Origin of the sequence: Bradyrhizobium sp. 930_D9_N1_4 (assembly GCF_052076015.1) — a bacterium.
GTDB lineage: Bacteria > Pseudomonadota > Alphaproteobacteria > Rhizobiales > Xanthobacteraceae > Bradyrhizobium.
Genome location: NZ_CP197236.1, coordinates 5,451,758 through 5,470,349 on the forward strand (window position 1 = coordinate 5,451,758; position 18,592 = coordinate 5,470,349).

Consider the following 18,592-nt stretch of genomic DNA (forward strand, 5'->3'; position numbering starts at 1 on the left):
CCGAATGTGATTTGAGACCGTTCCATGAAAAGGGTGTTTGCAATTCTGGCGTTTCTCTGCGTCCTCGGTGTCGGCCAGTATTTTGTCGTCAGCCGGTTCGCGATCCGCCATGAGATTTTGACTCTGTTCGATGCCTCGCGCCAGCGGCCGATCACCGTCGAGATCGCAGTGCGGCGTGATTACGAGACCAAGGCCAATCTCGGCCTCTGGAAGCTTCCGCTTGCCATCATCAGCAACGGCAACACCGTCAAAGCTACCGAATATTCCTTCCTCGCCAACGTACTCGCGGCACGCGGCTACCTCGTTGCCAGCATCCAGCAGGACCTGCCGAGCGATCCGCCGTTGATGACCCATGTCGGCGAGCAATATGTCGGTCGGCGCGAGGTCTACATGCGCTGCGAGGCCAATATCCTTTTCGCCCTGGCCGAGCTGAAGCGGCGGCAGGAAAACGCCGATTACGACCACATCACCCTCGTCGGCCATTCCAATGGCGGCGACGTCTCCATGTATGTCGCCCATCAGCACCCGGAGATGGTGTCGAAGGTGATCACGCTCGACAATCTGCGGGTGCCCTTCGTGCTCAGCGATAACATGAAGATCCTGACGTTCCGCTCCAAGGATCCGCATTTCCAGACCGACCCGGGTGTGCTGCCGACGCCGGAAGAGGCCAAGGCTCGCGGTATCGACATCGTTCATACCGGTGCTCAGCACACCGAGATGAGCGATCGCGGTCCCGATGCGGTCAAGCAGAAGATCCAGGAGACGCTCGACCGCTTCCTGCGCGACAGTGCCAGCAGCGCGCTCGCGCCGGCTGACACCAGGAGCCCAATGATCATGAATCCCGGCGATTACTAGCCGGGAACGCCTTGCGACAGATCAAGGCAGCGGCAAATCAGCCACGATAGAATTGGCCTCACCATCCCGGAGAGGCACGTGTCGCACCTGATCGAAAGCCTTGTCACGAAAAGTCTCGATACGGCGGGCTTTGGCCTGCCCGCAACGAGGACACCGGCATTCGCACGGCACCTCTACCGCTCCGTTCGCAAGCTGCTGCGATCAATCATCGCTCGGATCGATCTCTCGCAATTCCCAGGATCATGCTGCGGCTGAGCATTGCGCCTGGCGCGCCTGCCGCAAAATGCAAATCCCTGCCGGAGAACCGACAGGGATCAGCAGAAAGAATGATGGACGGCGAATTACGCCATTCGGTGGCCCATCATGGGAAGAAACGCGATCATCAGGACTTGCCCTTGCCGGGCTGCATGAAGTTGCCGGTCATCTGGCGCATGTGATCACCTGCATTGGTGAATTGGCTGCGCAGGAATTCCGATTGGATCCGCATGGCTTCCTGAACGTCGGTGGCGTGCACGAGCTTGCGCGCATGCTCGAACGCTGCCTTCATGTTCTGCTCGGTGAAAGCGAGCGCCTGCTTGGACACATCCGCACCCGCCCCCGGGACTGTCGACATCGACTTGGTGGCGGCGTCGAAAAACATGCCGAAGGCCTTTTCAGCCTGGTCGATCGTCTTCTCGGCCAAGTCGCGCAATTCGGCCGGAACTTCGAGCTTCGGTTCGATCATGGTCTCCTCCCCTTTTTCCCCTGATTATCACATTTGTCCCACCGCATTCCAGCGGCCAAGGCCCGGAAACAGCCAGCGCCTGACGGTCGGTCCCCGGCGGACATGATGGACAGAATGTAATAAAGCCTGCGCGGGCTCAGGACAGGGGGTGCTCGGGAAGGGTTTCTTCGGAGGCGAGGTCCTCAACGAGCTTGATGACCTCGAAACGCTGTCGAGGCTCGAGCTTTAGGAATGCGCGGAGCAGGCGCAGGCTTTCAACGGTGCCGCTCGCGGGCGCACCGAGCTTGAGGTGCAGTTCAGCGGTGAAATTGAGGTTTTTCATCTCGCACCTATGACAAGCATCGGCTTTCGTGATCAGACGTCAAAGTCCCGCTCGAGAACCAAAGCCATGGCAACCATCAACTCTCGGCCAGGGCACGGGACGCTGAACGGCATATCCACACGTTAGGACACAACCGAACAGGTTGCAATTATGCCAAGGAACAACTCCTCCGGCAAGCCAAACCGTCACCGCAGCGATGCTTCGTCTGCATCGTACCACGGCAATTCCGGATAACAGGAATAGCGACCGTCGTCACCCACCTGCGTCAAGAAGTGGCATCACTCACGCACACTGCCCCGACCGCAGTCAATCGGCGCGGCATTTCGCCTTGTTTCCGATGTGAATGGAGATTGACGACGTCAGATCTGCGTTTCTTCAGCATATGCTCGTAATTGTTGAGTCCGACTTCGGCGGTTGTATCGTCGGCGAAATGAACGTCAATTTCGTCGCCGGTCTCCGGTATCTTGATCCGTGCACCATTGAAGCCGAGCCAGGCGGCGAGCGCCCGGGATCGGCCGTCTTCTCGGCACGCTGCATCTCCCCGCATCGAGGTTCATCGCCCCCAATATGCTTCCGCCTGTGAACCGTCGTCCAGGATCGAACGACAAAGCGGAGCGAAACAGTCACGCAGACCACGGGCGCCATGGCTGACCAACTCCACGATTCGGGCGCGCCCCAGCACCAAAGGACGACGGCATGCTTTCTCGCAGCGATCTCATCAAGGGCACCGCGGTCGCGCTTCTCACCCTCTCGATACAAGGCGCATGGGCGCAGGAGACCAGGATGAATCTGTTCAAGGTCGTGACCATCAAGGACGAAATCGTCGTCGGATTGTCGGCGGAGGAGCTTCAGGCGCTGGGCGGTCATGATGCGAGCGCGGTCGCGCACGCGCTGGCGCAGAAGGGCGACCTCACCGTCTGGCAGTACAACGTGCATCGCGGTCCGAACGGCGAATTGCAGCAGGCGCCCACGGCCAAGATCGGGCTTCTGGCCAACTCTTCGCTCCGTGTCGAGCCCTATACGACGCCTTACCAGATCGTGCCGCATCCGTAAGGAGCGGCGCGGTGCGCCTGAAGCGAGGCCACGGGCGCACCGCCATCATCGTCACCGCTTGGCGCGCCGGGTCTCGCCTTCCGTTGCAAAACCGTAGACCAGCGCGAGCCGGTCCAGGCATTCGCGGAAGCGCCTTGCGAAATAGTCGTTCCAGCGCTGGGTCCGGACGGCGCGCCGCTCCCCGATCTGATCCATGGTCAGCCCCAGCACCAGGACATCGTGCACCAGCGCGGCGCCGTCGGTACCGAGTTCGCGCTCGACCCGGTTCAGACGCAGCACCGCCTGCCTCTGGCTCTCGGTGACGGGTTCGCGCGAGCGCGCGCCATCGACATATTCGCGGGTCGGGTCCACCGCCTGGGGCCCGCGCTCCGCCCTTTCCCAATCGTTCTGGAAGGCACGCCCGCCGCGATATTGCGCCTCGTCGATCTGGTGATGCGCGTGCAATCGGCCGAGCGGATCGCCGCGCACTGATCGGACCGCCACGATCTTCTCGCCGGCATCGAGCGCCAGTGGATTGTCGACCTCGACCTCCGCCACCTCGGCGTTGAACGGCACCTCGCGCGAGCGCCGATCGTAGATCCCAGCCAATTTAAAGGACTTGCTGCGTCGGGCACGTGCCACTCGGATACTCCCTGCAAAATTGACGATTGAACCCATGACCGCCCCTCTCAGACAGTGGTGACCAGCCGCAGGACGACGGGACCAGCGCCATGGGCGGACGCGGCGCCGGACTTGCGCGTCAGGCGCGCATGCGGCGTGCAATAGCTGGAGCCGGGCTGGCGCGGATGGCCGCAGAAGGTGACCTCCTCTCCATCCTTGTCGCCGCCATAGGGGTAGCGGCAGTCCTGCCCCGCAAGTTCGACCAGCTGGATCAGACGCGGCTGGACGCCGACACAGCGCAGCTCGACCCGCGCGACAGGCTTCATCGCTGACTGCGGCGGCGCGTTCAGGTACGGCAACGTCATCCGGCGCGGTGATGGCTGCCAGCCCTCGCCCGGCAACGGTGGCACGATCGACGGGCTCGTCATCCGCGCGGGTGCAATCAGCCCGAGCCGCTTGGCGCGACCGACAACTGCGCTGCGCGTATAAGTCGTTCCAAACCTTGCGTTAATCTCCCATCCGATCTCCGCATAAGACAACCCCTTGAGAAAATAGTCGCGAAGCGCGTCGGAGTGCTCCGACGGCCAATGGCCCGGTTCCATGCTGTTGTCCTGTGATGCGCCTTTGCCGATCGCACGACCGGCAAGCGAAACACACATTCCGGTATTCCGAAACGATAGTCAAGCCACAATTCTGATATTCATAATTGCATCAATTCCGAATTTCGGATTACAAGAGGCGAGATGATGGGTAACCGAGGGAATCACCATGTTGGACGTTGCAATGATCGAGCGGGGCCTGGAAAAAACGGGCAAGAGCAAGGGCGGCCTGGCGGCAGCCATGGGCGTGCGGCCCGGCGCGGTGTCGGAAATCCTCGGTGGCGAGCGCCTGGTGAAGGCGTCGGAAATCATTCCGATCATGGAATATCTCGAGCTCAACCTCGCTCCGATCATGGGCCGCGTCGGTGCCGGCGCCGTGATCGAGCCGGATTATGAACAGGTTCCCCCGGAAGGTCTCGGCGAGATCGCGCTGCCTTTCCCGATCATGGAAGAGACCGTTGCGTTCGAGATCGTGGGCGATTCTATGCTGCCCAAATACGAGAGCGGCGATGTGATCGTGGTCTACAAGGATCAGCGCCACCCGCTGTCGAGCTTCTACGGCGAAGAGGCCGTAGTTCGGCTCAAGACCGGCGAGCGCTATTTGAAGACGATCGAGCGGGGCAAATCCCCCTCCGTCGTCAATCTGACCAGCTTCAATGCCAAGCCGATCGTCGGCGTGAAGCTCGAGTGGCTCGGTGAGATCTGCCTGTCCATGCCGAAGGGCCAGCTCGAGCGGCTGCGGGCCAAGTCGGCGCGCCCCCGCAAGAAGAGCAAGTAGGCACGAATTCCGATTTATCGAAATTTCTCTTGATTTAATTCCGCTTTTCGGAAATAATCTGCCGCGTTCCCGGCCACGGGGCGCGGCAGGATCGTTTGATGCAGTATTTCGTCGTGATGATTGACTATGGGCGGCGCGGCCGCGAGGCGGTGGTCGACCCCGAGATCACGAGGCGCGAAGTCATTTCCCGCGTCGCGTCAGGTGAATATCAGAACGTGTCGTTCATCCACGAGATCGCGGATGGCTCGGTCGAAGACGTAACCGAAATCATCCTTGCGGAGGCTGCTCTCCCCCAGGTCCCACCTGAAGATGTCGACCTCCAGGCGATCCACCTCGATCACGTCCGCGACCTGCGCAAGCACGAACGGACGTGACGCGAGCCTTGTCAGCCCGCGCCATTGTCCAGTCGGAAATCACACCGTGAGAACCGTCGATCCCGTGGTCTTGCGCCCGGCGAGATCGGCATGCGCCTTGGCGGCGTCCTTCAGCGGGTAGGTCTGGTGCACCTCGATCTTGACCGCGCCGGACTTGACGACATCGAACAACTCGTTCGCCATCGCGACCAGAGCCTCTCGCTTGGCGGCGTAGGTGAACAGCGTGGGACGGGTGACATAGAGTGAGCCCTTCTGCGCGAGCAGCCCGAGATTGAGCGGCTCGACAGCGCCGGAGGACGCACCGAACAGCGCCGCTACGCCAAGCGGCGCGAGGCAGTCCAGCGACTTCAGGAAGGTGTCCTTGCCGACGGAATCATAGACCACAGGCACTTTCTTGCCGCCGGTGATCTCGTCGACGCGCTTTACGAAATCCTCGCGGGTGTAGACGATGACGTGGTCGCAGCCATGCGCCTTGGCAAGCTTGGCCTTCTCGTCGTTGCTGACCGTGCCGATCACGGTCGCGCCAAGATGCTTGGCCCACTGGCTCAGGATCAGGCCAACGCCGCCGGCCGCGGCATGAAGCAGGATGGTATCGCCGGCCTTCACGCGATAGGTCTGCCGGATCAGATATTGCGTGGTGAGCCCCTTCAGCATCATCGCCGCCGCGGTCTTGTCGTCGACGCCGTCAGGCAGCTTCAACAGCCGGTCGGCCGGAATCAGCCGCGCCTCGGAATAGGCGCCGAGCGGCGAAGCGCCATAGGCGACGCGATCGCCGGGCTTCAGGTCAGTGACACCGGGTCCGACTTCCTCGACGACACCAGCCGCCTCGCTGCCGAGACCGCTCGGCAATTGCGCGGGATACACACCGGAGCGATTGTAGATGTCGACGAAGTTGAGACCGACCGCGGTGTGGCGGATGCGCGCCTCGCCGGCTCCGGGCTTGCCGACACTGACTTCCTCCCAGACCAGGACTTCCGGACCGCCTGTCTTGTGAAAGCGAATGGCATGCGTCATGGGCGTTGCTCCCTTATCGTTGCAGTGATGGTCAGAAAAGCCTGATCGGCCGGAGAAATAGGCATTTAATCCGCGCATTACAGTATAGAAGACGTAACAAGAATGTCACAGCGAACGACAAACGCCGCTCGTTCCGCCTCTGTTCGAAAGAGTTGATGACGGCCTTGCTGCGACCGGCAGTAGCTTCTGCGCGGGGTTTGGTGGTCGCCTGCGAAGGAGAGCCGAGATGCCAGCTTATGTACAGCATCATCAGGACATCGAAATCGCGCCTGTGATTTGCCCGACATGCATGGGGTTCCTGCCGATGTATGTGCGCGAGGTCGAGCCGCATTGGAGCCTGGCCAAAATCGACTTCGTCTATGAGTGCGCCGATTGCGGCGCCGAGGTGCGGCAAACCATCCGCAAGCCGGAGTTGCTGCGGCACTGACCGCTTGATCGGCGAACCGCTCAACTATTTGCGTTAAGCGGAAAAAACGCCCTTCACGCGGGTCTGGCCCCTCCCAAACGAGGCTTGTTCTTTGCCGGGAACGCAGGCAGAACGAGTCTCAAGCAAGGACCTTTGGGAGCGCCCTTTCGTGGCTGAACAGAAGGCCTCGACGTCGATCGAGGCAGTAGAGAGCGGCCTTGCCGCGCAGGGCTACATCGCGAGCCGGCAGATCGCGACGGCCGTCTATTTGTCGCAACAGATCGAGAAGCCGATCCTGGTCGAAGGCCCCGCGGGCGTCGGCAAGACCGAGCTCGCCAAGGCGATCGCCGCCTGGCGCGGCATGAAGATGATCCGCCTGCAATGCTACGAAGGCCTGGACGAGGCCAAGGCGCTCTACGAGTGGAAATACGCCAAGCAGCTTCTGTATACGCAGATCCTGAAGGACAAGCTCGGCGAAGTCCTCGGCGGCGCGCAGACGCTGGACGCGGCGCTTGGCCAGCTCCACGCTTTCGGCGACGTGTTCTTCTCCAAGGAGTTCGTCGAACCGCGCCCCCTGCTCCAGGCGCTGGAGCAGCCGGGCGGCTGCGTGCTGCTGATCGACGAGATCGACAAGTCGGACGCGGAATTCGAATCGCTGCTGCTGGAAATTCTCTCCGATTTCCAGGTCACGATCCCCGAGCTCGGCACCGTCTCGGCGATTACGCCGCCGACCGTGATCCTCACGTCCAACAGCGAGCGCGACCTTGGCGACGCCCTGAAGCGGCGCTGCCTGCATCTGCATATCGGCTTCCCCGAACAGCGGCTCGAGGAGCGCATCGTCGAGAGCCGCGTCCCCAACATCTCGCAGTCGCTGCGCCGGCAGATGGTCGGTTTCATCCACGAGATCCGCTCGCTCGATCTGAAGAAGCTGCCCTCGGTCAGCGAGACCATCGACTGGGCGCGCGTGCTGGTGCTGCTTCAGGCTAACGAGCTCGATACCGAGATCGTCAAGGACACGCTCAATGTGCTCCTGAAATATGAAGCCGATATCGAGGCCGCCCACCCGCAGATCACGACCTTCATTGCCAAGGCGGCGCGCTCCAACGTCTTCGGCTGAGACCGATGCGCGAGAACCTTCATCGTTTCTTTCGGGCGGCGCGCGGCGCCGGCGTGCATGTCTCGCCCGCCGAAAGCATCGATGCGATGCGCGCGGTCAAGCAGATCGGTTTCTCCGACCGCGCCATTCTCCGCGATGCGCTGCTCCTGACGCTCGCAAAATCGCAGGACGAGAAGCTCGCGCTCGGCGACTGCTTTGATCTGTTCTTCAGCCAGCCGGACCCACGCCAGGATCAACCTGAAGCCGACAACGACGATGACGCTTCGCAGGACGCCGATCAGTCTGCCCAATCCGGCTCGGCCAGCGAAGCAGGCGAAGGCCAGCCTCCGGCCGGGCTAGGCCCTCTCGCGCAGATGCTGATGTCGCAGGATCGCAACGCAATCGCCGCCGCCATCGCCAGCGCCTCGGGTGCAGCATCGCTCTCCGACATCCGCTATTCCACCCAGCGCGGCATCTTCTCCAGCCGCATCCTCGACGCCATGGGCCTTCAGCGCCTGCGCGACGATCTCGACGAACTCACCGCGACCAATCCGTCGCAGGCCGAACGTCTGCGCGCCGCGCTGGATGCTCTTCGCGAGGCCGTGCGTGACACCGTCTCGCAAGGCCTTGCACTCTACGCCCGCGAGGAGGCCGAGAATCTCCGCAACGAGATCCTGCGCAATGCGCCGCTGGCCCGCATCGAGCGCCGCCAGGTCGCGGAGATGCGCGCCCTCATCCGCCAGATCGCGCGGCGCTTGCGCGAGCGCTATTCGAAGCCGCGCAAGCGCCAGCGGCGTGGCCATCTCGACGTGCGCCGCACGCTGCGCCGTAACGCCGCCTGGGGCGGCGTACCCTTTCTCACCGCGTGGAAGCGCAAGCATCGCGACCGGCCGAAGATCGTGGCGCTGTGCGACGTCTCCGGCTCGGTCGCTCAGGTATCGGACTTCTTCCTGCTCCTGATCCACTCGCTGCATGAGGTCGTCGACGACGTCCGCTCCTTCGCTTTCTCCTCGCACACGATCGAGGTCAGCGAGATCTTGGAGAAGAAGTCACCGGAAGAAGCGATGGCCGAGATCATGTCCAAGGTCGGCTTCGGTTCGTCCGACTACGGCTCTTCGCTGGTCGATTTCGAGCACGATTTCATGAGCACGCTGACGCCGCAGACCACGGTGATCGTGCTCGGCGATGCCCGCAGCAACAATCTCGATCCGCGCGCGGATATTTTACGGCGCATCTCCGAGCGATCGAAGCGGCTGGTCTGGCTCAATCCCGAGGGACGCCTCGCCTGGGGCTTTGGCGACTCCGAGATGCCGCGCTATGCGACCTTCTGCAGCGTCGTGCGCCAATGCGCCACCGCGCAGCAGCTCGAGCGCGCGGTGTCCGATATCGTGGCGACCTATCAGTAGGCGGTCATCGCTTTCGGCGTCAGGCCGCGTTCAGCTCGACCCGTGCAAGATTGCACTCTCGAAAGTGATACGCGATTTCGTCGAGCGCGCGCTGCTCCCATTCCTGCGCTTGCGCAAGCCAGAACACCCGACGCTCGGAATCGAGCGCCGCGCGTTCCCGGCACAAGGATTCCTGACTGCGAATTTCCACCAGCCTGTTCATGCACTCACACTCCTGTCGTGTGAAGCCATTCCCCTCGAATCAACCTAGCAGAATCCTGAACGACTCGTCTCACTGCTTCTGTGCCTATCGCGACGCAGAATGGGACAGCAACGCTTCCCGTGCGATGCGGTAGATTGCGGCGCAACATCAAGTCGAGATCATCAATAAGTGATCCGCAGTCGGGACGATATTCGCGGCCGAACGATCTTAACGCTTGTGACGCAATGAAGTGCGGCAATTTGTGAAGAGACGTTCTAAACAGCTCACCGAATTCCCGACTCATTGTCGTCGCATGGTCTTCATGCAGCGCCGCTATCAGGGGCGCGCGAACGTGACGATTGCTTGAGGCAACATGAACGACGATTTCGACTTCGATCTTTCGCAAGATCAATGGGCGGCCCTGAGAACACTTCGGAATTCCGCTGCGAACAATCGTCTTGCGAAGGCTTATCTCGTCGATAGCCTCGTCAGGCTTGGTCTCGTTGTCATTGACGACGGCGTGCCTGCGATGACCCCCACCGGACGCAAGGTACTGGTGCGCGGCTCGTGTCGGCTGCTGGATCTGGTGGCGTAACAAATTGCCGTGTGCGGCACGTCTGCATCGTCTGAAGAATAGCTCGTGGCTCTCCGCGCGGGACGAGTCGCTGAGCTACCTTAACCGGGCAACGTAACGACCAAAGGTCCGTTGCGTGTCGCAATCACGGTATGCTCGTACTGCACCGTCGGCGCCCCGGGGCTGCCATAGAGCGTCCAGGGATCGTCATCACCATCCTCGGCCCACTCGGCGCCAAGGGACAGGAACGGCTCGACGGTGAACACCAGGCCATCGCTCATGATCCGACGCTCGGAGGCGTCGGGCCATGTTGCGATCTCCGTCGGCTCCTCATGAAGCGACAAGCCGACGCCGTGACTGGCGAGGTTCTTCACGAGCGTGTAGCCGTTTTTCCGCGCAAAGGTCCCGATGGCTTGACCGATGCCGGCAATCGGTCTGCCGGCTCCAACCTGCCGCAAGCCTGTCCACATCGCCCGCCGACCATCCCTGCAAAGACGTTCAATCGAGCGGGTCGCGGGAGGAACGGCGAACGACGCTCCCGTATCCGCAAAGAAGCCGTTCTTCTCCGCCGAAACGTCGATATTGACGAGGTCGCCACGCGCGATCCGTCGGGCTCCGGGGATGCCATGAGCGATCTCTTCGTTCACGCTGATGCATGTTGCGCCAGGAAAGTCGTAGGCCAACTCCGGCGCCGAACGTGCCCCGGCAGCCTCCAGGAGCTTTCGTCCAATCTGGTCGAGTTCAGAGGTTGCCATGCCCGGCTCGAGGGCTTTCCCCATTGCCTCGAGGACATTGGCCACGATACGCCCGATCTCTTTCAGGCTGGCAAGTTCGTCCTCATTGGAGATTGTCATATCGAGCTCTTCCGAAAGCCGGGGCTTAACCCTTACGGTGCCGACTGGCAAACCGCGACAATCTGGCACGGTAGTTGCTCCTTTCTGGCGGTCAAGACGTCGTCAGTCACGGGGGAGCCATCATGTCGACCATTGCCGCTGCGCCAACCGCCGAGCCGAAGCCGCTCTACACCTCGCTGTTCGTCCAGGTCCTCGCGGCACTGGTCCTCGGCATCATCCTCGGCATGGTCGTCCCTGACTTTGCCGTCGGCCTCAAGATCCTCAGCGATGCCTTCCTCAAGCTGATCTCGATGATCGTGGCGCCGATCGTGTTCTGCGTCGTCGTGCACGGCATTGCCGGCGCCGGCGACCTCAAGAAGGTCGGCCGGGTCGGCGTCAAGGCGCTGGTCTATTTCGAGGTGATGACCACGGTGGCCCTCGTGGTCGGCCTCCTACTCGCCTACCTCTTCGGCCCGGGCCACGGCATGAACATCGATCCCTCGACGCTCGATGCCAAGGCGCTCAACACTTACGCCGACAACGCCCACAAGCTGTCCGGCGGCGGCATCGGCGCCTTCCTGATGAACGTGATCCCGACCACCTCGTTCGACGCCCTGTCGCGCAACGACGTGCTCCAGGTGCTGTTCTTCGCGGTCCTGTTCGGCGTCGGCCTCGCGCTGGTTGGCGGCGAGAAGGGCAAGCTCGTCACCAACATGATCGACGCGGCGTCCACCGTGCTGTTCCGCGTCATGGGGCTCATCGTTCGCGTGGCCCCGCTTGGCGTGCTCGGCGCTGTCGCCTACACCGTCGGCAAATACGGCGTCGGCTCCCTGAAGCAGCTCGTCTCGCTGGTGATGCTGTTCTACGTTTCGGTCGGCATCTTCGTGCTGGGCGTGCTCGGCGGCGTGATGGCGCTTGCCGGAATCAACATCCTCAAATTCCTCGCCTACCTGCGCGAGGAGCTGATGATCGTGCTCGCGACCGCTTCCTCCGACGCGGTGCTGCCCCAGATCATGAAGAAGCTGGAGCGGATGGGCGTGAAGGATTCCGTTGTGGGCCTTGTCATCCCCACTGGTTATTCCTTCAACCTCGACGCCTTCTCGATCTACCTGACCCTCGCCGTCGTCTTCATCGCGCAGGCGACCAACACGCCGCTGTCGTTCGGCGATCTCCTGCTCGTGCTCGGCGTCTCCCTGATCACGTCGAAAGGCGCGCATGGCGTACCGGGCTCGGCGATCGTGATCCTGGCCGCAACGCTGAACGCGGTGCCGAGCATTCCCGCGATCGGCCTCGTGCTGGTGCTGTCGGTCGACTGGTTCATCGGCATGGCCCGCGCGGTCGGCAACCTCACCGGCAATTGCGTGGCCACGGTCGTCGTGGCCGCCTGGGAAGGCGACCTCGACCGCGCCAAGGCGGCCAAGGTACTGGAAGGCGGCGAACTGGTGGACGTGACCGCGGGATAATCCCGGCGGATCAGTCATTCCATCGGAGGAGCGGCGTGCCATACGCCCTCCTCCAGACCGAGAGGAAGCGCGGAAACCAGGAGTGCGCCACGGCGCCCTTGTAGGCCCAAGTGCGATATTTCAGCCCCTGTTCCGAGATCAGTTCCTGATAGCCGCCGTGAACCTCCGTCGCGGTGCGGATGTCCTTCAATATCCCTTGCGCGCAGGCCCGGTAGGTATCGCTCCCCGCGGCTTCATCATAGTCCAGCATTCGGTCAGCGAATTCGACGTTGAACGTCGGCCAGGAGGAGCGTCCCTGATAGGCAGGCGCGGCGATCTTGTGGATCATCTTGTTCTGTGGATTATCCGCAGACACCAGGAAGTGGAACGTGCTGGGGATGCGGAAGCGCGGCTCGGCGATGACCAGATCCGTGGTGGTCGCGAACAGTGCGCGCTCGCCCGCATCGTTCAGATCCCAGAAGCCGCGATGGACGCTGACAAAATCCAGCGCAACCGCGGACGCCGGCGCCGCTGCCGCGCCGTCCAGCGAATGCCTGATATAGCCGTCCTTGCCGAACAGGCGGAGCAAATCCCTCTTGTGCTGCGCGAGGTCGCGCCCGAGCAGCCGCTTCAGTTCGTTTTCGTCGACGATCCCGAACTGCACACCCCATACGAACGTTGTGTAGACGCAGGCATTGGTCACGAAACGCCTGCGCTCGGCACGCGTGTCCGTCGCCGCAGAGCGAGGGGCGCGGGCATCGCACAGCAAATACTGGGTGCCGTCAGCCTCGAGCGGCTCCAGCTCGCTTGCGAGCTTCAGGATCGCCCGCTTCAGGTCGCCGCCGTATTCCGCCAGCAGCAGGCGGCCGGCATGCGCGCCTTGTGACATCGCCAGATAGGACGACGCCCTCTCCTCGGCGGAGAGCATCTGTTGGAGACCGGCTAAAATACCGAGCAGCGTATCCGAGGGCCGCGAGAAATAGTTCACGCCGAGATACCGGCGGCGTCCGGCCGGAACGATGGTCGTGGTGACGACGTCAGCGCGAACCGCCTCCAGCAGCAGGCGGACGCTCTTCTCGAGCAGACGGACCCGGCGCACCGCGTCTTGCGAATCCATGATGGTTTCGGGGTCGAGGACGTCAGGGTAGAACCAGGCAAAATCGCGCGGGTAATAGGCGGAGGCGTGTGGCGCGCCCGTGACGAGGAATGCCTCGGTCACCGAAAAGGCACTGTCCATCGAATGTCGGTAAAGGTCTTCAATCGCCGAAAACGAATGCTGCGACTGCCTCAGGAATCGATCACCGAGGAAATTCACTGCCTGAAGGGCGTTGGCGACGAAGGTCGCCGCCATGCCCTGATAAAATCGGTTTCCGCGATGTGACGACAAGGAAATATCGCTGCTCATGTGCGCCTGGTATCTCGTGATCCCCGGCGATGGCCGGGTCACCATTCCAAGCGTGACCGATTCGTGTCTCGCCCTTGTGACGCCTGGACCCCGACAGTCAGTTCGCGACCGCGCGGTCCTCCCGCGGCCTGAAATTCTCGATCACCCGCAGCAGCACCCGCGCGCCGGCATCGGCATCCGCCAGCTCCACATGCTCGTCTGGATGATGGCTGATGCCGCCGCGGCAGCGAACGAAGATCATGCCGACATCGGCGATGTCGATCATCGCCATGCCGTCATGCCCCGCTCCGCTCGGCAACTCGAACACGGAAAGCCCCTCCGCTCCAATCGCCTGCGCAATCTGATCCTTCAGCCAGGGCGCACAGGGTGCGGTGCGGTTCTCGTGGGTCACGTCGAGCTGAAGCGCCAGTTGCCGGCGCTTCGCGATCGCCTCGATCTGACGAACGATATCGGCGACCGCGCGCTTGCGGTGCATGTCGGTCGGCGCGCGCATGTCGATCGTGAATGACACTTCGCCCGGGATGACATTGGTGGCGCCGGGCCGCGCCTGGATGTAGCCGACGGTGCCGACCAGCCCGCTTTCGTCGGTCCGGCAAAACTGCTCGATCGCGCCGATGCATTCGGCAGCGCCAGCGAGCGCGTCACGGCGCAGCGCCATCGGTACGGTACCGGCGTGCCCGGCCATGCCCGTCAGCCGCGCGGCAAGCCGAGTGGCCCCGGCAATCGCGGTGACGACGCCGACGGGCAGGTTTTGGGCTTCCAGCACCGGCCCCTGTTCGATGTGCAATTCGAGATAGGCAAGCAGCTCGCGCCGCGCCCGCGCGGCCGCACCGATATGGTCGGGGTCAAGGCCGAACCCGACAAGCGCATCGCGCATCGACACACCGTCACCATCCCGCGTGTTCAGGACACTCTCGTCAAAGGTGCCGGCGACCGCACGGCTTCCGAGGAGTGTCGAAGCGAAACGCACGCCCTCTTCATCGGCAAAGCCGATCACCTCGATCGCAAACGGCAGGCGCTTGCCGCGACGATTGAGATCCGCGACGCAGGCGATCGCCGTGACGACGCCCAGCGGTCCATCCCATTTGCCGGCATCGCGCACCGTGTCGTAGTGCGAGCCGAGCATCAGGCAGGGTGCTCCCGGCCGCTCGCCTTCGTAGCGACCGCAGACATTCCCGATCGCATCGAGGCGCGCGCTCATGCCGGCCTCACGCATCCAGCTCAGGATGAGGTCGGCCGCAGACCGCAGCTCCTTGGTGAGATAGATGCGGGTCAGCTTGTCGCCGTCTTCCGAGATCGCGGCGAGCTCGTTGATCCCGCGCACGATCTCTTCGCCGAGCGATGCATCTTGAACGGCGGTACCAGCACCCATCCCGGCGAGCTTTCCATTTCTCGGGACCGCCGCCACCGGGCGGTCCTGACGACCATCGATACAAGTTCGGTGCCAGCGAAAATGACACGGCAGGCTCCGCCCAATGAGCGCGTGGTTAGCATGAATGCGGACGACGGACAGACCGCGCAACCCTTGTCATGCACGCGCGAACGCCGGTTACAATTGCTTAACTCGATTGCATACAACAGATATATTCTGCCTATAATTTAATCCGATGATTTCCTGATCAAGATTTGGTCTTCGATTATATTCCATAAATATCAATTAGTTATACCGAAAATCTCACTCCACAACCTCTGGCATGAAGCTTGCGACAACTTATCCAGGCTCCGCCAGACGGTGGCAGCCGCGAGATTAAGGCGGGTCATCCGCCAAGGGGAGCGAGCAATGGATTTTGGCAGGATTTCACGACGTCATTTATTGCAGGGCGGCGCGGCCCTCACCCTCGGTGCGGCAGCCGGCATCCGCCCGGCCTTCGCAGCCGAAACGACCATCGGCTTCATCTATGTCGGCTCGCGCGACGACTACGGTTACAACCAGGCGCACGCGCAGGGCGCGGCGGCGTTGAAAAAGATTCCGGGCCTCAAAGTTGTCGAGGAAGAGAAGGTCGCGGAGACCGACGCGGTCGAGAAGACGATCGAATCGATGATCAATCTCGACGGCGCCACGCTGCTCTTCCCGACTTCGTTCGGTTACTACAACCCGCATATGATCAAGATGGCCAACAAGTTCCCGAAGCTCCGCTTCGAGCACTGCGGCGGCCTCTGGAGCGACAAGGACCCGAAGAACGCCGGCAGCTATTTCGGTTACATCGACGAAGCCCAGTATATCTCCGGCATTATCGCCGGCTACACCTCCAAGAGCGGCAAGGTCGGCTTCGTTGCGGCAAAGCCGATCCCGCAAGTGCTGCGCAACATCAACGCCTTCGCGCTCGGCGCCAGGCTCGCCAATCCCAAAGCCACCACGCAAGTGATCTTCACCGGCGACTGGTCGATGCCGGTCAAGGAAGCCGAGGCCACCAACAGCCTGATCGACCAGGGCGTCGACGTGCTCACCTGTCACGTCGACGGTCCGAAGACCATGGTCGAGAACGCCGCGCGCCGCGGCGCCTTCGTCTGCGGCTATCACGTCAACCAGTCGCCGCTCGCGCCGAAGGCTTATCTGACCGGCGCGGAATGGAATTGGGAGGCGCTCTATCCGAAGTTCGTCAAGATGATCGCGGCCGGCGAGAGCATTCCGAACTTCTATCGCGGCGGGCTCAAGGAAGAGATCGTCAAGACCTCACCCTATGGCGAGGCCGTGTCCGCCGAAGCGCGCAAGCATGCCGACGAGGTCAAGACGAAATTCCTGTCGGCGGATGGCTACGCCATCTTCAAGGGCGGGCTGGTCGACAACAAGGGCAAGACAGTCATCCCGGCCGGCACCGATCGGGGCCAGAAGGATCCTGAACTGGAGAAGATGGACTACCTCGTCGAAGGCGTGATCGGAGCGACTTCGTGACCACGGAAGCCGCGGATTCCACTGAGGCGGCCGGGACGATTGCCCCGGCCGCCGATCCCGGCTTTCTGCAACGCCACGGCGGCATGATCGAATACGTCCTGATTCCGGTAGCGGCGCTAGCCGGCGCGCTCGTAGTCTTCGGCATCTTCGTCGCAATGTTCGGCAAGAACCCGCTCGACCTCTATTTCTACATGTATTACGGCGCCTTCGGCACCTGGTTCTCCTGGCAAAACACGCTGACCCGCGCGGCGCCTCTGATCCTCACTGCGCTCTGCACGGCGCTGCCGGCGCAGCTCGGCATGGTCATCATCGGCGGTGAAGGCGCACTGCTGATCGGCGCGCTGTCGGCAACCAGCGCGGCGCTGTTGCTTCAGGGGATGCCGCCCTTCTTTGTGCAGATCGCCATGGTCATCGCGGGCGTGATCGGCGGCGGCCTGTGGATCATGCTGTCCGGCGCGCTGCGTCAATATCGCGGCGTCAACGAGACCATTTCGAGCCTGCTGCTGGTTTACATCGCGCTCGCGATCCTGAACCATCTCGTCGAAGGCGTGATGCGCGATCCCGCCAGCCTCAACAAGCCTTCCACACGCGAGATCGGCGCCGCCAACATGATCGGCTCGATCCCCGGCACTGACGTGCATTGGGGCCTCGTCTTCGGCCTGATCGCCGCCATCGCCGCCTACATCCTGATCTATCACACCGTGTTCGGCTTCGCGGCGCGCGTCGCCGGCGGCAATATCCGCGCCGCCAAGATCGTCGGCCTTGGCGTCAGCAAGCTGATCCTCACCATCTGCTTCCTCGCCGGCGGCGCCGCAGGCCTTGCCGGCATGGTCGAGGTCGCCGCCGTGCAGGGGCGCACCAACGCCAACCTCGCGGCGGGCTACGGCTTCACCGGGATTCTCGTCGCCTTCCTCGCGCGGCAAAATCCGCTTGCGATCATCCCCGTCGCCATTTTGCTCGGCGGCATCAGCGCCAGCGGCGGCTTGCTGCAGCGCCGCCTCGGATTGCCCGACGCATCGGTGCTCGTGCTCCAGGGCATCATTTTCGTCTTCGTGCTCGCCAGCGATGCGCTCTACGGCCGCATCGGCTTCCTGAAGGGAAAATCCTGAGATGGCAGACGGATCGATCGGACTCTGGACCGTTCCCCTCGCCGTAGTCGGCGGCGCCATTCGCGTCTCGACGCCCTTCCTGTTCGTGAGCTTGGGCGAATGCATCACCGAGCGCTCCGGCCGCATCAATCTCGGCCTCGAAGGCACGCTGGTGATGGGCGCGATGAGCGCCTATGGCATCTCCTACCTCTCCGGCTCGCCCTGGCTCGGCGTGCTCGCGGCCGGCATCACCGGCGCATTGCTCGGCGCACTGCATGCCGGCATCTGCTCGCTGCCACGCGTCAACGACGTTGCGGTCGGCATTGCGCTCATGCTGTTCGGAACCGGCCTTGCCTTCTATCTCGGCAAGCCCCTGATCGAGCCCACCGCACCGCGGCTGCCTGCGATCGATTTCGGCTGGTGGAGCGACATCCCGCAGGTCCGCGCCGCGCTACGGGTCAACGTGCTCTTCCTGATCGGTGTCGCACTCGCGCCGATGCTGTATTGGGCCTTCCGCACGACACGATGGGGCTTGCTCATCCGCACCGCAGGCGAAAGCTCGGACGCCGCACGCGCGATGGGCCATTCCGTGCTGCTGATCCGCCTGCGCGCCACCATGGTCGGCGGCTTCCTCGCCGGCATCGGCGGCTCCTTCCTGTCGCTGTTCTATCCCGGCAGCTGGAACGAGGGCCTCTCCTCCGGCCAGGGCATCACCGCCGTGGCACTGGTGATCTTCGCACGCTGGGATCCCCTGCTTTGCCTGTGGGCCTCGCTCGCCTTCGGCGGCGCCGCGGCACTGGGACCGGCCTTGCAATCGGTCGGTGTCACCTCCGGCTATCACCTCTTCAACGCCGCGCCCTACATCCTGACGCTGGCGATCATGATCATCACCTGCTCGCCGAAGCGCACGCTGACCGGAGCCCCGGCCGAATTGTCGATCACCCGCTAG

21 protein-coding genes are annotated in these 18,592 nt (G+C 62.7%); 12 read left to right on the forward strand and 9 right to left on the reverse strand.

Going from position 1 to position 18,592, the window contains the following annotated elements:
- Positions 1-24: 24 nt before the first annotated feature.
- Entirely contained in the window at positions 25-855 is an 831-nt protein-coding gene (locus AB7532_RS26025; RefSeq protein WP_441237550.1) for an alpha/beta fold hydrolase, read from the forward strand.
- Positions 856-1,237: 382 nt separating this feature from the next.
- Here AB7532_RS26025 and AB7532_RS26030 read toward each other — a convergent pair whose 3' ends face one another.
- Both AB7532_RS26030 and AB7532_RS26035 read right to left on the reverse strand, forming a co-directional pair.
- A complete protein-coding gene (locus AB7532_RS26030; RefSeq protein ID WP_441237551.1) occupies positions 1,238-1,579 on the reverse strand; it encodes a phasin in 342 nt (113 codons plus the stop codon).
- Positions 1,580-1,715: 136 nt separating this feature from the next.
- Entirely contained in the window at positions 1,716-1,901 is a 186-nt protein-coding gene (locus tag AB7532_RS26035) for a hypothetical protein (RefSeq protein ID WP_441237552.1), read from the reverse strand.
- 696 nt (positions 1,902-2,597) lie between these two features.
- On the opposite strand from AB7532_RS26035, the gene AB7532_RS26040 reads away from it, so the two are divergent.
- Positions 2,598-2,954 (forward strand): hypothetical protein, encoded by a 357-nt coding sequence (locus tag AB7532_RS26040; RefSeq protein ID WP_441237553.1) that lies wholly within the window; start codon positions 2,598-2,600, stop codon positions 2,952-2,954.
- A 51-nt stretch (positions 2,955-3,005) separates the two neighbouring features.
- Here the strand turns inward: AB7532_RS26040 and AB7532_RS26045 are convergent, their stop codons facing one another.
- Positions 3,006-3,575: a hypothetical protein gene (locus AB7532_RS26045; protein WP_441239353.1), complete on the reverse strand. Its 570-nt coding sequence runs from the start codon at positions 3,573-3,575 to the stop codon at positions 3,006-3,008.
- A gap of 47 nt (positions 3,576-3,622) precedes the next feature.
- On the reverse strand, positions 3,623-4,156 hold the full coding sequence (locus AB7532_RS26050; protein WP_441237554.1) for a GcrA family cell cycle regulator: 534 nt from the start codon (positions 4,154-4,156) through the stop codon (positions 3,623-3,625).
- 166 nt (positions 4,157-4,322) lie between these two features.
- On the opposite strand from AB7532_RS26050, the gene AB7532_RS26055 reads away from it, so the two are divergent.
- The gene (locus AB7532_RS26055; RefSeq protein WP_441237555.1) at positions 4,323-4,931 is read left to right on the forward strand and encodes a S24 family peptidase; all 609 of its coding nucleotides are present in this window, start codon (positions 4,323-4,325) and stop codon (positions 4,929-4,931) included.
- Between the two features lie 98 nt (positions 4,932-5,029).
- Positions 5,030-5,305 carry a hypothetical protein gene (locus tag AB7532_RS26060; protein WP_441237556.1) on the forward strand — a complete coding sequence of 92 codons (276 nt, stop codon included), beginning with the start codon at positions 5,030-5,032 and terminating at the stop codon, positions 5,303-5,305.
- Positions 5,306-5,344: 39 nt separating this feature from the next.
- On the opposite strand, the gene AB7532_RS26065 is transcribed toward AB7532_RS26060, so the two are convergent.
- On the reverse strand, positions 5,345-6,319 hold the full coding sequence (locus AB7532_RS26065) for a quinone oxidoreductase family protein (protein WP_441237557.1): 975 nt from the start codon (positions 6,317-6,319) through the stop codon (positions 5,345-5,347).
- Between the two features lie 226 nt (positions 6,320-6,545).
- On the opposite strand from AB7532_RS26065, the gene AB7532_RS26070 reads away from it, so the two are divergent.
- From AB7532_RS26070 to AB7532_RS26080, 3 genes are all read left to right on the forward strand, one after another.
- Entirely contained in the window at positions 6,546-6,746 is a 201-nt protein-coding gene (locus tag AB7532_RS26070) for a hypothetical protein (protein ID WP_057749711.1), read from the forward strand.
- Positions 6,747-6,894: 148 nt separating this feature from the next.
- Positions 6,895-7,842: an AAA family ATPase gene (locus AB7532_RS26075; RefSeq protein WP_441237558.1), complete on the forward strand. Its 948-nt coding sequence runs from the start codon at positions 6,895-6,897 to the stop codon at positions 7,840-7,842.
- A 5-nt stretch (positions 7,843-7,847) separates the two neighbouring features.
- Complete coding sequence (locus tag AB7532_RS26080) at positions 7,848-9,227, forward strand: vWA domain-containing protein (RefSeq protein ID WP_441237559.1); 1,380 nt, start codon at positions 7,848-7,850, stop codon at positions 9,225-9,227.
- Positions 9,228-9,246: 19 nt separating this feature from the next.
- On the opposite strand, the gene AB7532_RS26085 is transcribed toward AB7532_RS26080, so the two are convergent.
- Entirely contained in the window at positions 9,247-9,429 is a 183-nt protein-coding gene (locus AB7532_RS26085; protein ID WP_441237560.1) for a hypothetical protein, read from the reverse strand.
- Positions 9,430-9,781: 352 nt separating this feature from the next.
- Between AB7532_RS26085 and AB7532_RS26090 the strand changes: the two genes are divergently transcribed.
- On the forward strand, positions 9,782-10,003 hold the full coding sequence (locus AB7532_RS26090; RefSeq protein ID WP_441237561.1) for a hypothetical protein: 222 nt from the start codon (positions 9,782-9,784) through the stop codon (positions 10,001-10,003).
- Between the two features lie 80 nt (positions 10,004-10,083).
- Here AB7532_RS26090 and map read toward each other — a convergent pair whose 3' ends face one another.
- Complete coding sequence (gene map / locus AB7532_RS26095) at positions 10,084-10,836, reverse strand: type I methionyl aminopeptidase (protein WP_441237562.1); 753 nt, start codon at positions 10,834-10,836, stop codon at positions 10,084-10,086.
- Positions 10,837-10,958: 122 nt separating this feature from the next.
- Here map and AB7532_RS26100 point away from each other — a divergent pair, with 122 nt between their 5' ends.
- Positions 10,959-12,278, forward strand: a complete 1,320-nt coding sequence (locus AB7532_RS26100; protein WP_441237563.1) for a dicarboxylate/amino acid:cation symporter — start codon at positions 10,959-10,961, stop codon at positions 12,276-12,278.
- A 10-nt stretch (positions 12,279-12,288) separates the two neighbouring features.
- Here AB7532_RS26100 and AB7532_RS26105 read toward each other — a convergent pair whose 3' ends face one another.
- Positions 12,289-13,662 (reverse strand): hypothetical protein, encoded by a 1,374-nt coding sequence (locus AB7532_RS26105; RefSeq protein WP_441237564.1) that lies wholly within the window; start codon positions 13,660-13,662, stop codon positions 12,289-12,291.
- Positions 13,663-13,759: 97 nt separating this feature from the next.
- Positions 13,760-15,034: an allantoate amidohydrolase gene (locus AB7532_RS26110; protein ID WP_441237565.1), complete on the reverse strand. Its 1,275-nt coding sequence runs from the start codon at positions 15,032-15,034 to the stop codon at positions 13,760-13,762.
- Positions 15,035-15,442: 408 nt separating this feature from the next.
- On the opposite strand from AB7532_RS26110, the gene AB7532_RS26115 reads away from it, so the two are divergent.
- The 3 genes from AB7532_RS26115 to AB7532_RS26125 are packed head-to-tail and all read left to right on the forward strand — an operon-like array spanning position 15,443 to position 18,592.
- Complete coding sequence (locus tag AB7532_RS26115) at positions 15,443-16,555, forward strand: BMP family ABC transporter substrate-binding protein (protein WP_441237566.1); 1,113 nt, start codon at positions 15,443-15,445, stop codon at positions 16,553-16,555.
- Positions 16,552-17,664 (forward strand): ABC transporter permease, encoded by a 1,113-nt coding sequence (locus AB7532_RS26120; RefSeq protein WP_441237567.1) that lies wholly within the window; start codon positions 16,552-16,554, stop codon positions 17,662-17,664. The genes AB7532_RS26115 and AB7532_RS26120 overlap by 4 nt, the downstream gene beginning before the upstream one ends.
- A gap of 1 nt (position 17,665) precedes the next feature.
- The gene (locus AB7532_RS26125) at positions 17,666-18,592 is read left to right on the forward strand and encodes an ABC transporter permease (RefSeq protein WP_441237568.1); all 927 of its coding nucleotides are present in this window, start codon (positions 17,666-17,668) and stop codon (positions 18,590-18,592) included.

What these genes read in the sequence shown, in the direction of transcription:
- AB7532_RS26025 (WP_441237550.1), top strand. Translation starts at nt 25, where the DNA reads ATGAAAAGGGTGTTTGCAATTCTGGCGTTTCTCTGCGTCCTCGGTGTC.
- AB7532_RS26030 (WP_441237551.1), bottom strand. Translation starts at nt 1,579, where the DNA reads ATGATCGAACCGAAGCTCGAAGTTCCGGCCGAATTGCGCGACTTGGCC.
- AB7532_RS26035 (WP_441237552.1), bottom strand. Translation starts at nt 1,901, where the DNA reads ATGAAAAACCTCAATTTCACCGCTGAACTGCACCTCAAGCTCGGTGCG.
- AB7532_RS26040 (WP_441237553.1), top strand. Translation starts at nt 2,598, where the DNA reads ATGCTTTCTCGCAGCGATCTCATCAAGGGCACCGCGGTCGCGCTTCTC.
- AB7532_RS26050 (WP_441237554.1), bottom strand. Translation starts at nt 4,156, where the DNA reads ATGGAACCGGGCCATTGGCCGTCGGAGCACTCCGACGCGCTTCGCGAC.
- AB7532_RS26055 (WP_441237555.1), top strand. Translation starts at nt 4,323, where the DNA reads ATGTTGGACGTTGCAATGATCGAGCGGGGCCTGGAAAAAACGGGCAAG.
- AB7532_RS26060 (WP_441237556.1), top strand. Translation starts at nt 5,030, where the DNA reads ATGCAGTATTTCGTCGTGATGATTGACTATGGGCGGCGCGGCCGCGAG.
- AB7532_RS26065 (WP_441237557.1), bottom strand. Translation starts at nt 6,319, where the DNA reads ATGACGCATGCCATTCGCTTTCACAAGACAGGCGGTCCGGAAGTCCTG.
- AB7532_RS26070 (WP_057749711.1), top strand. Translation starts at nt 6,546, where the DNA reads ATGCCAGCTTATGTACAGCATCATCAGGACATCGAAATCGCGCCTGTG.
- AB7532_RS26080 (WP_441237559.1), top strand. Translation starts at nt 7,848, where the DNA reads ATGCGCGAGAACCTTCATCGTTTCTTTCGGGCGGCGCGCGGCGCCGGC.
- AB7532_RS26085 (WP_441237560.1), bottom strand. Translation starts at nt 9,429, where the DNA reads ATGAACAGGCTGGTGGAAATTCGCAGTCAGGAATCCTTGTGCCGGGAA.
- AB7532_RS26090 (WP_441237561.1), top strand. Translation starts at nt 9,782, where the DNA reads ATGAACGACGATTTCGACTTCGATCTTTCGCAAGATCAATGGGCGGCC.
- map (WP_441237562.1), bottom strand. Translation starts at nt 10,836, where the DNA reads ATGACAATCTCCAATGAGGACGAACTTGCCAGCCTGAAAGAGATCGGG.
- AB7532_RS26100 (WP_441237563.1), top strand. Translation starts at nt 10,959, where the DNA reads ATGTCGACCATTGCCGCTGCGCCAACCGCCGAGCCGAAGCCGCTCTAC.
- AB7532_RS26105 (WP_441237564.1), bottom strand. Translation starts at nt 13,662, where the DNA reads ATGAGCAGCGATATTTCCTTGTCGTCACATCGCGGAAACCGATTTTAT.
- AB7532_RS26110 (WP_441237565.1), bottom strand. Translation starts at nt 15,034, where the DNA reads ATGGGTGCTGGTACCGCCGTTCAAGATGCATCGCTCGGCGAAGAGATC.
- AB7532_RS26115 (WP_441237566.1), top strand. Translation starts at nt 15,443, where the DNA reads ATGGATTTTGGCAGGATTTCACGACGTCATTTATTGCAGGGCGGCGCG.
- AB7532_RS26125 (WP_441237568.1), top strand. Translation starts at nt 17,666, where the DNA reads ATGGCAGACGGATCGATCGGACTCTGGACCGTTCCCCTCGCCGTAGTC.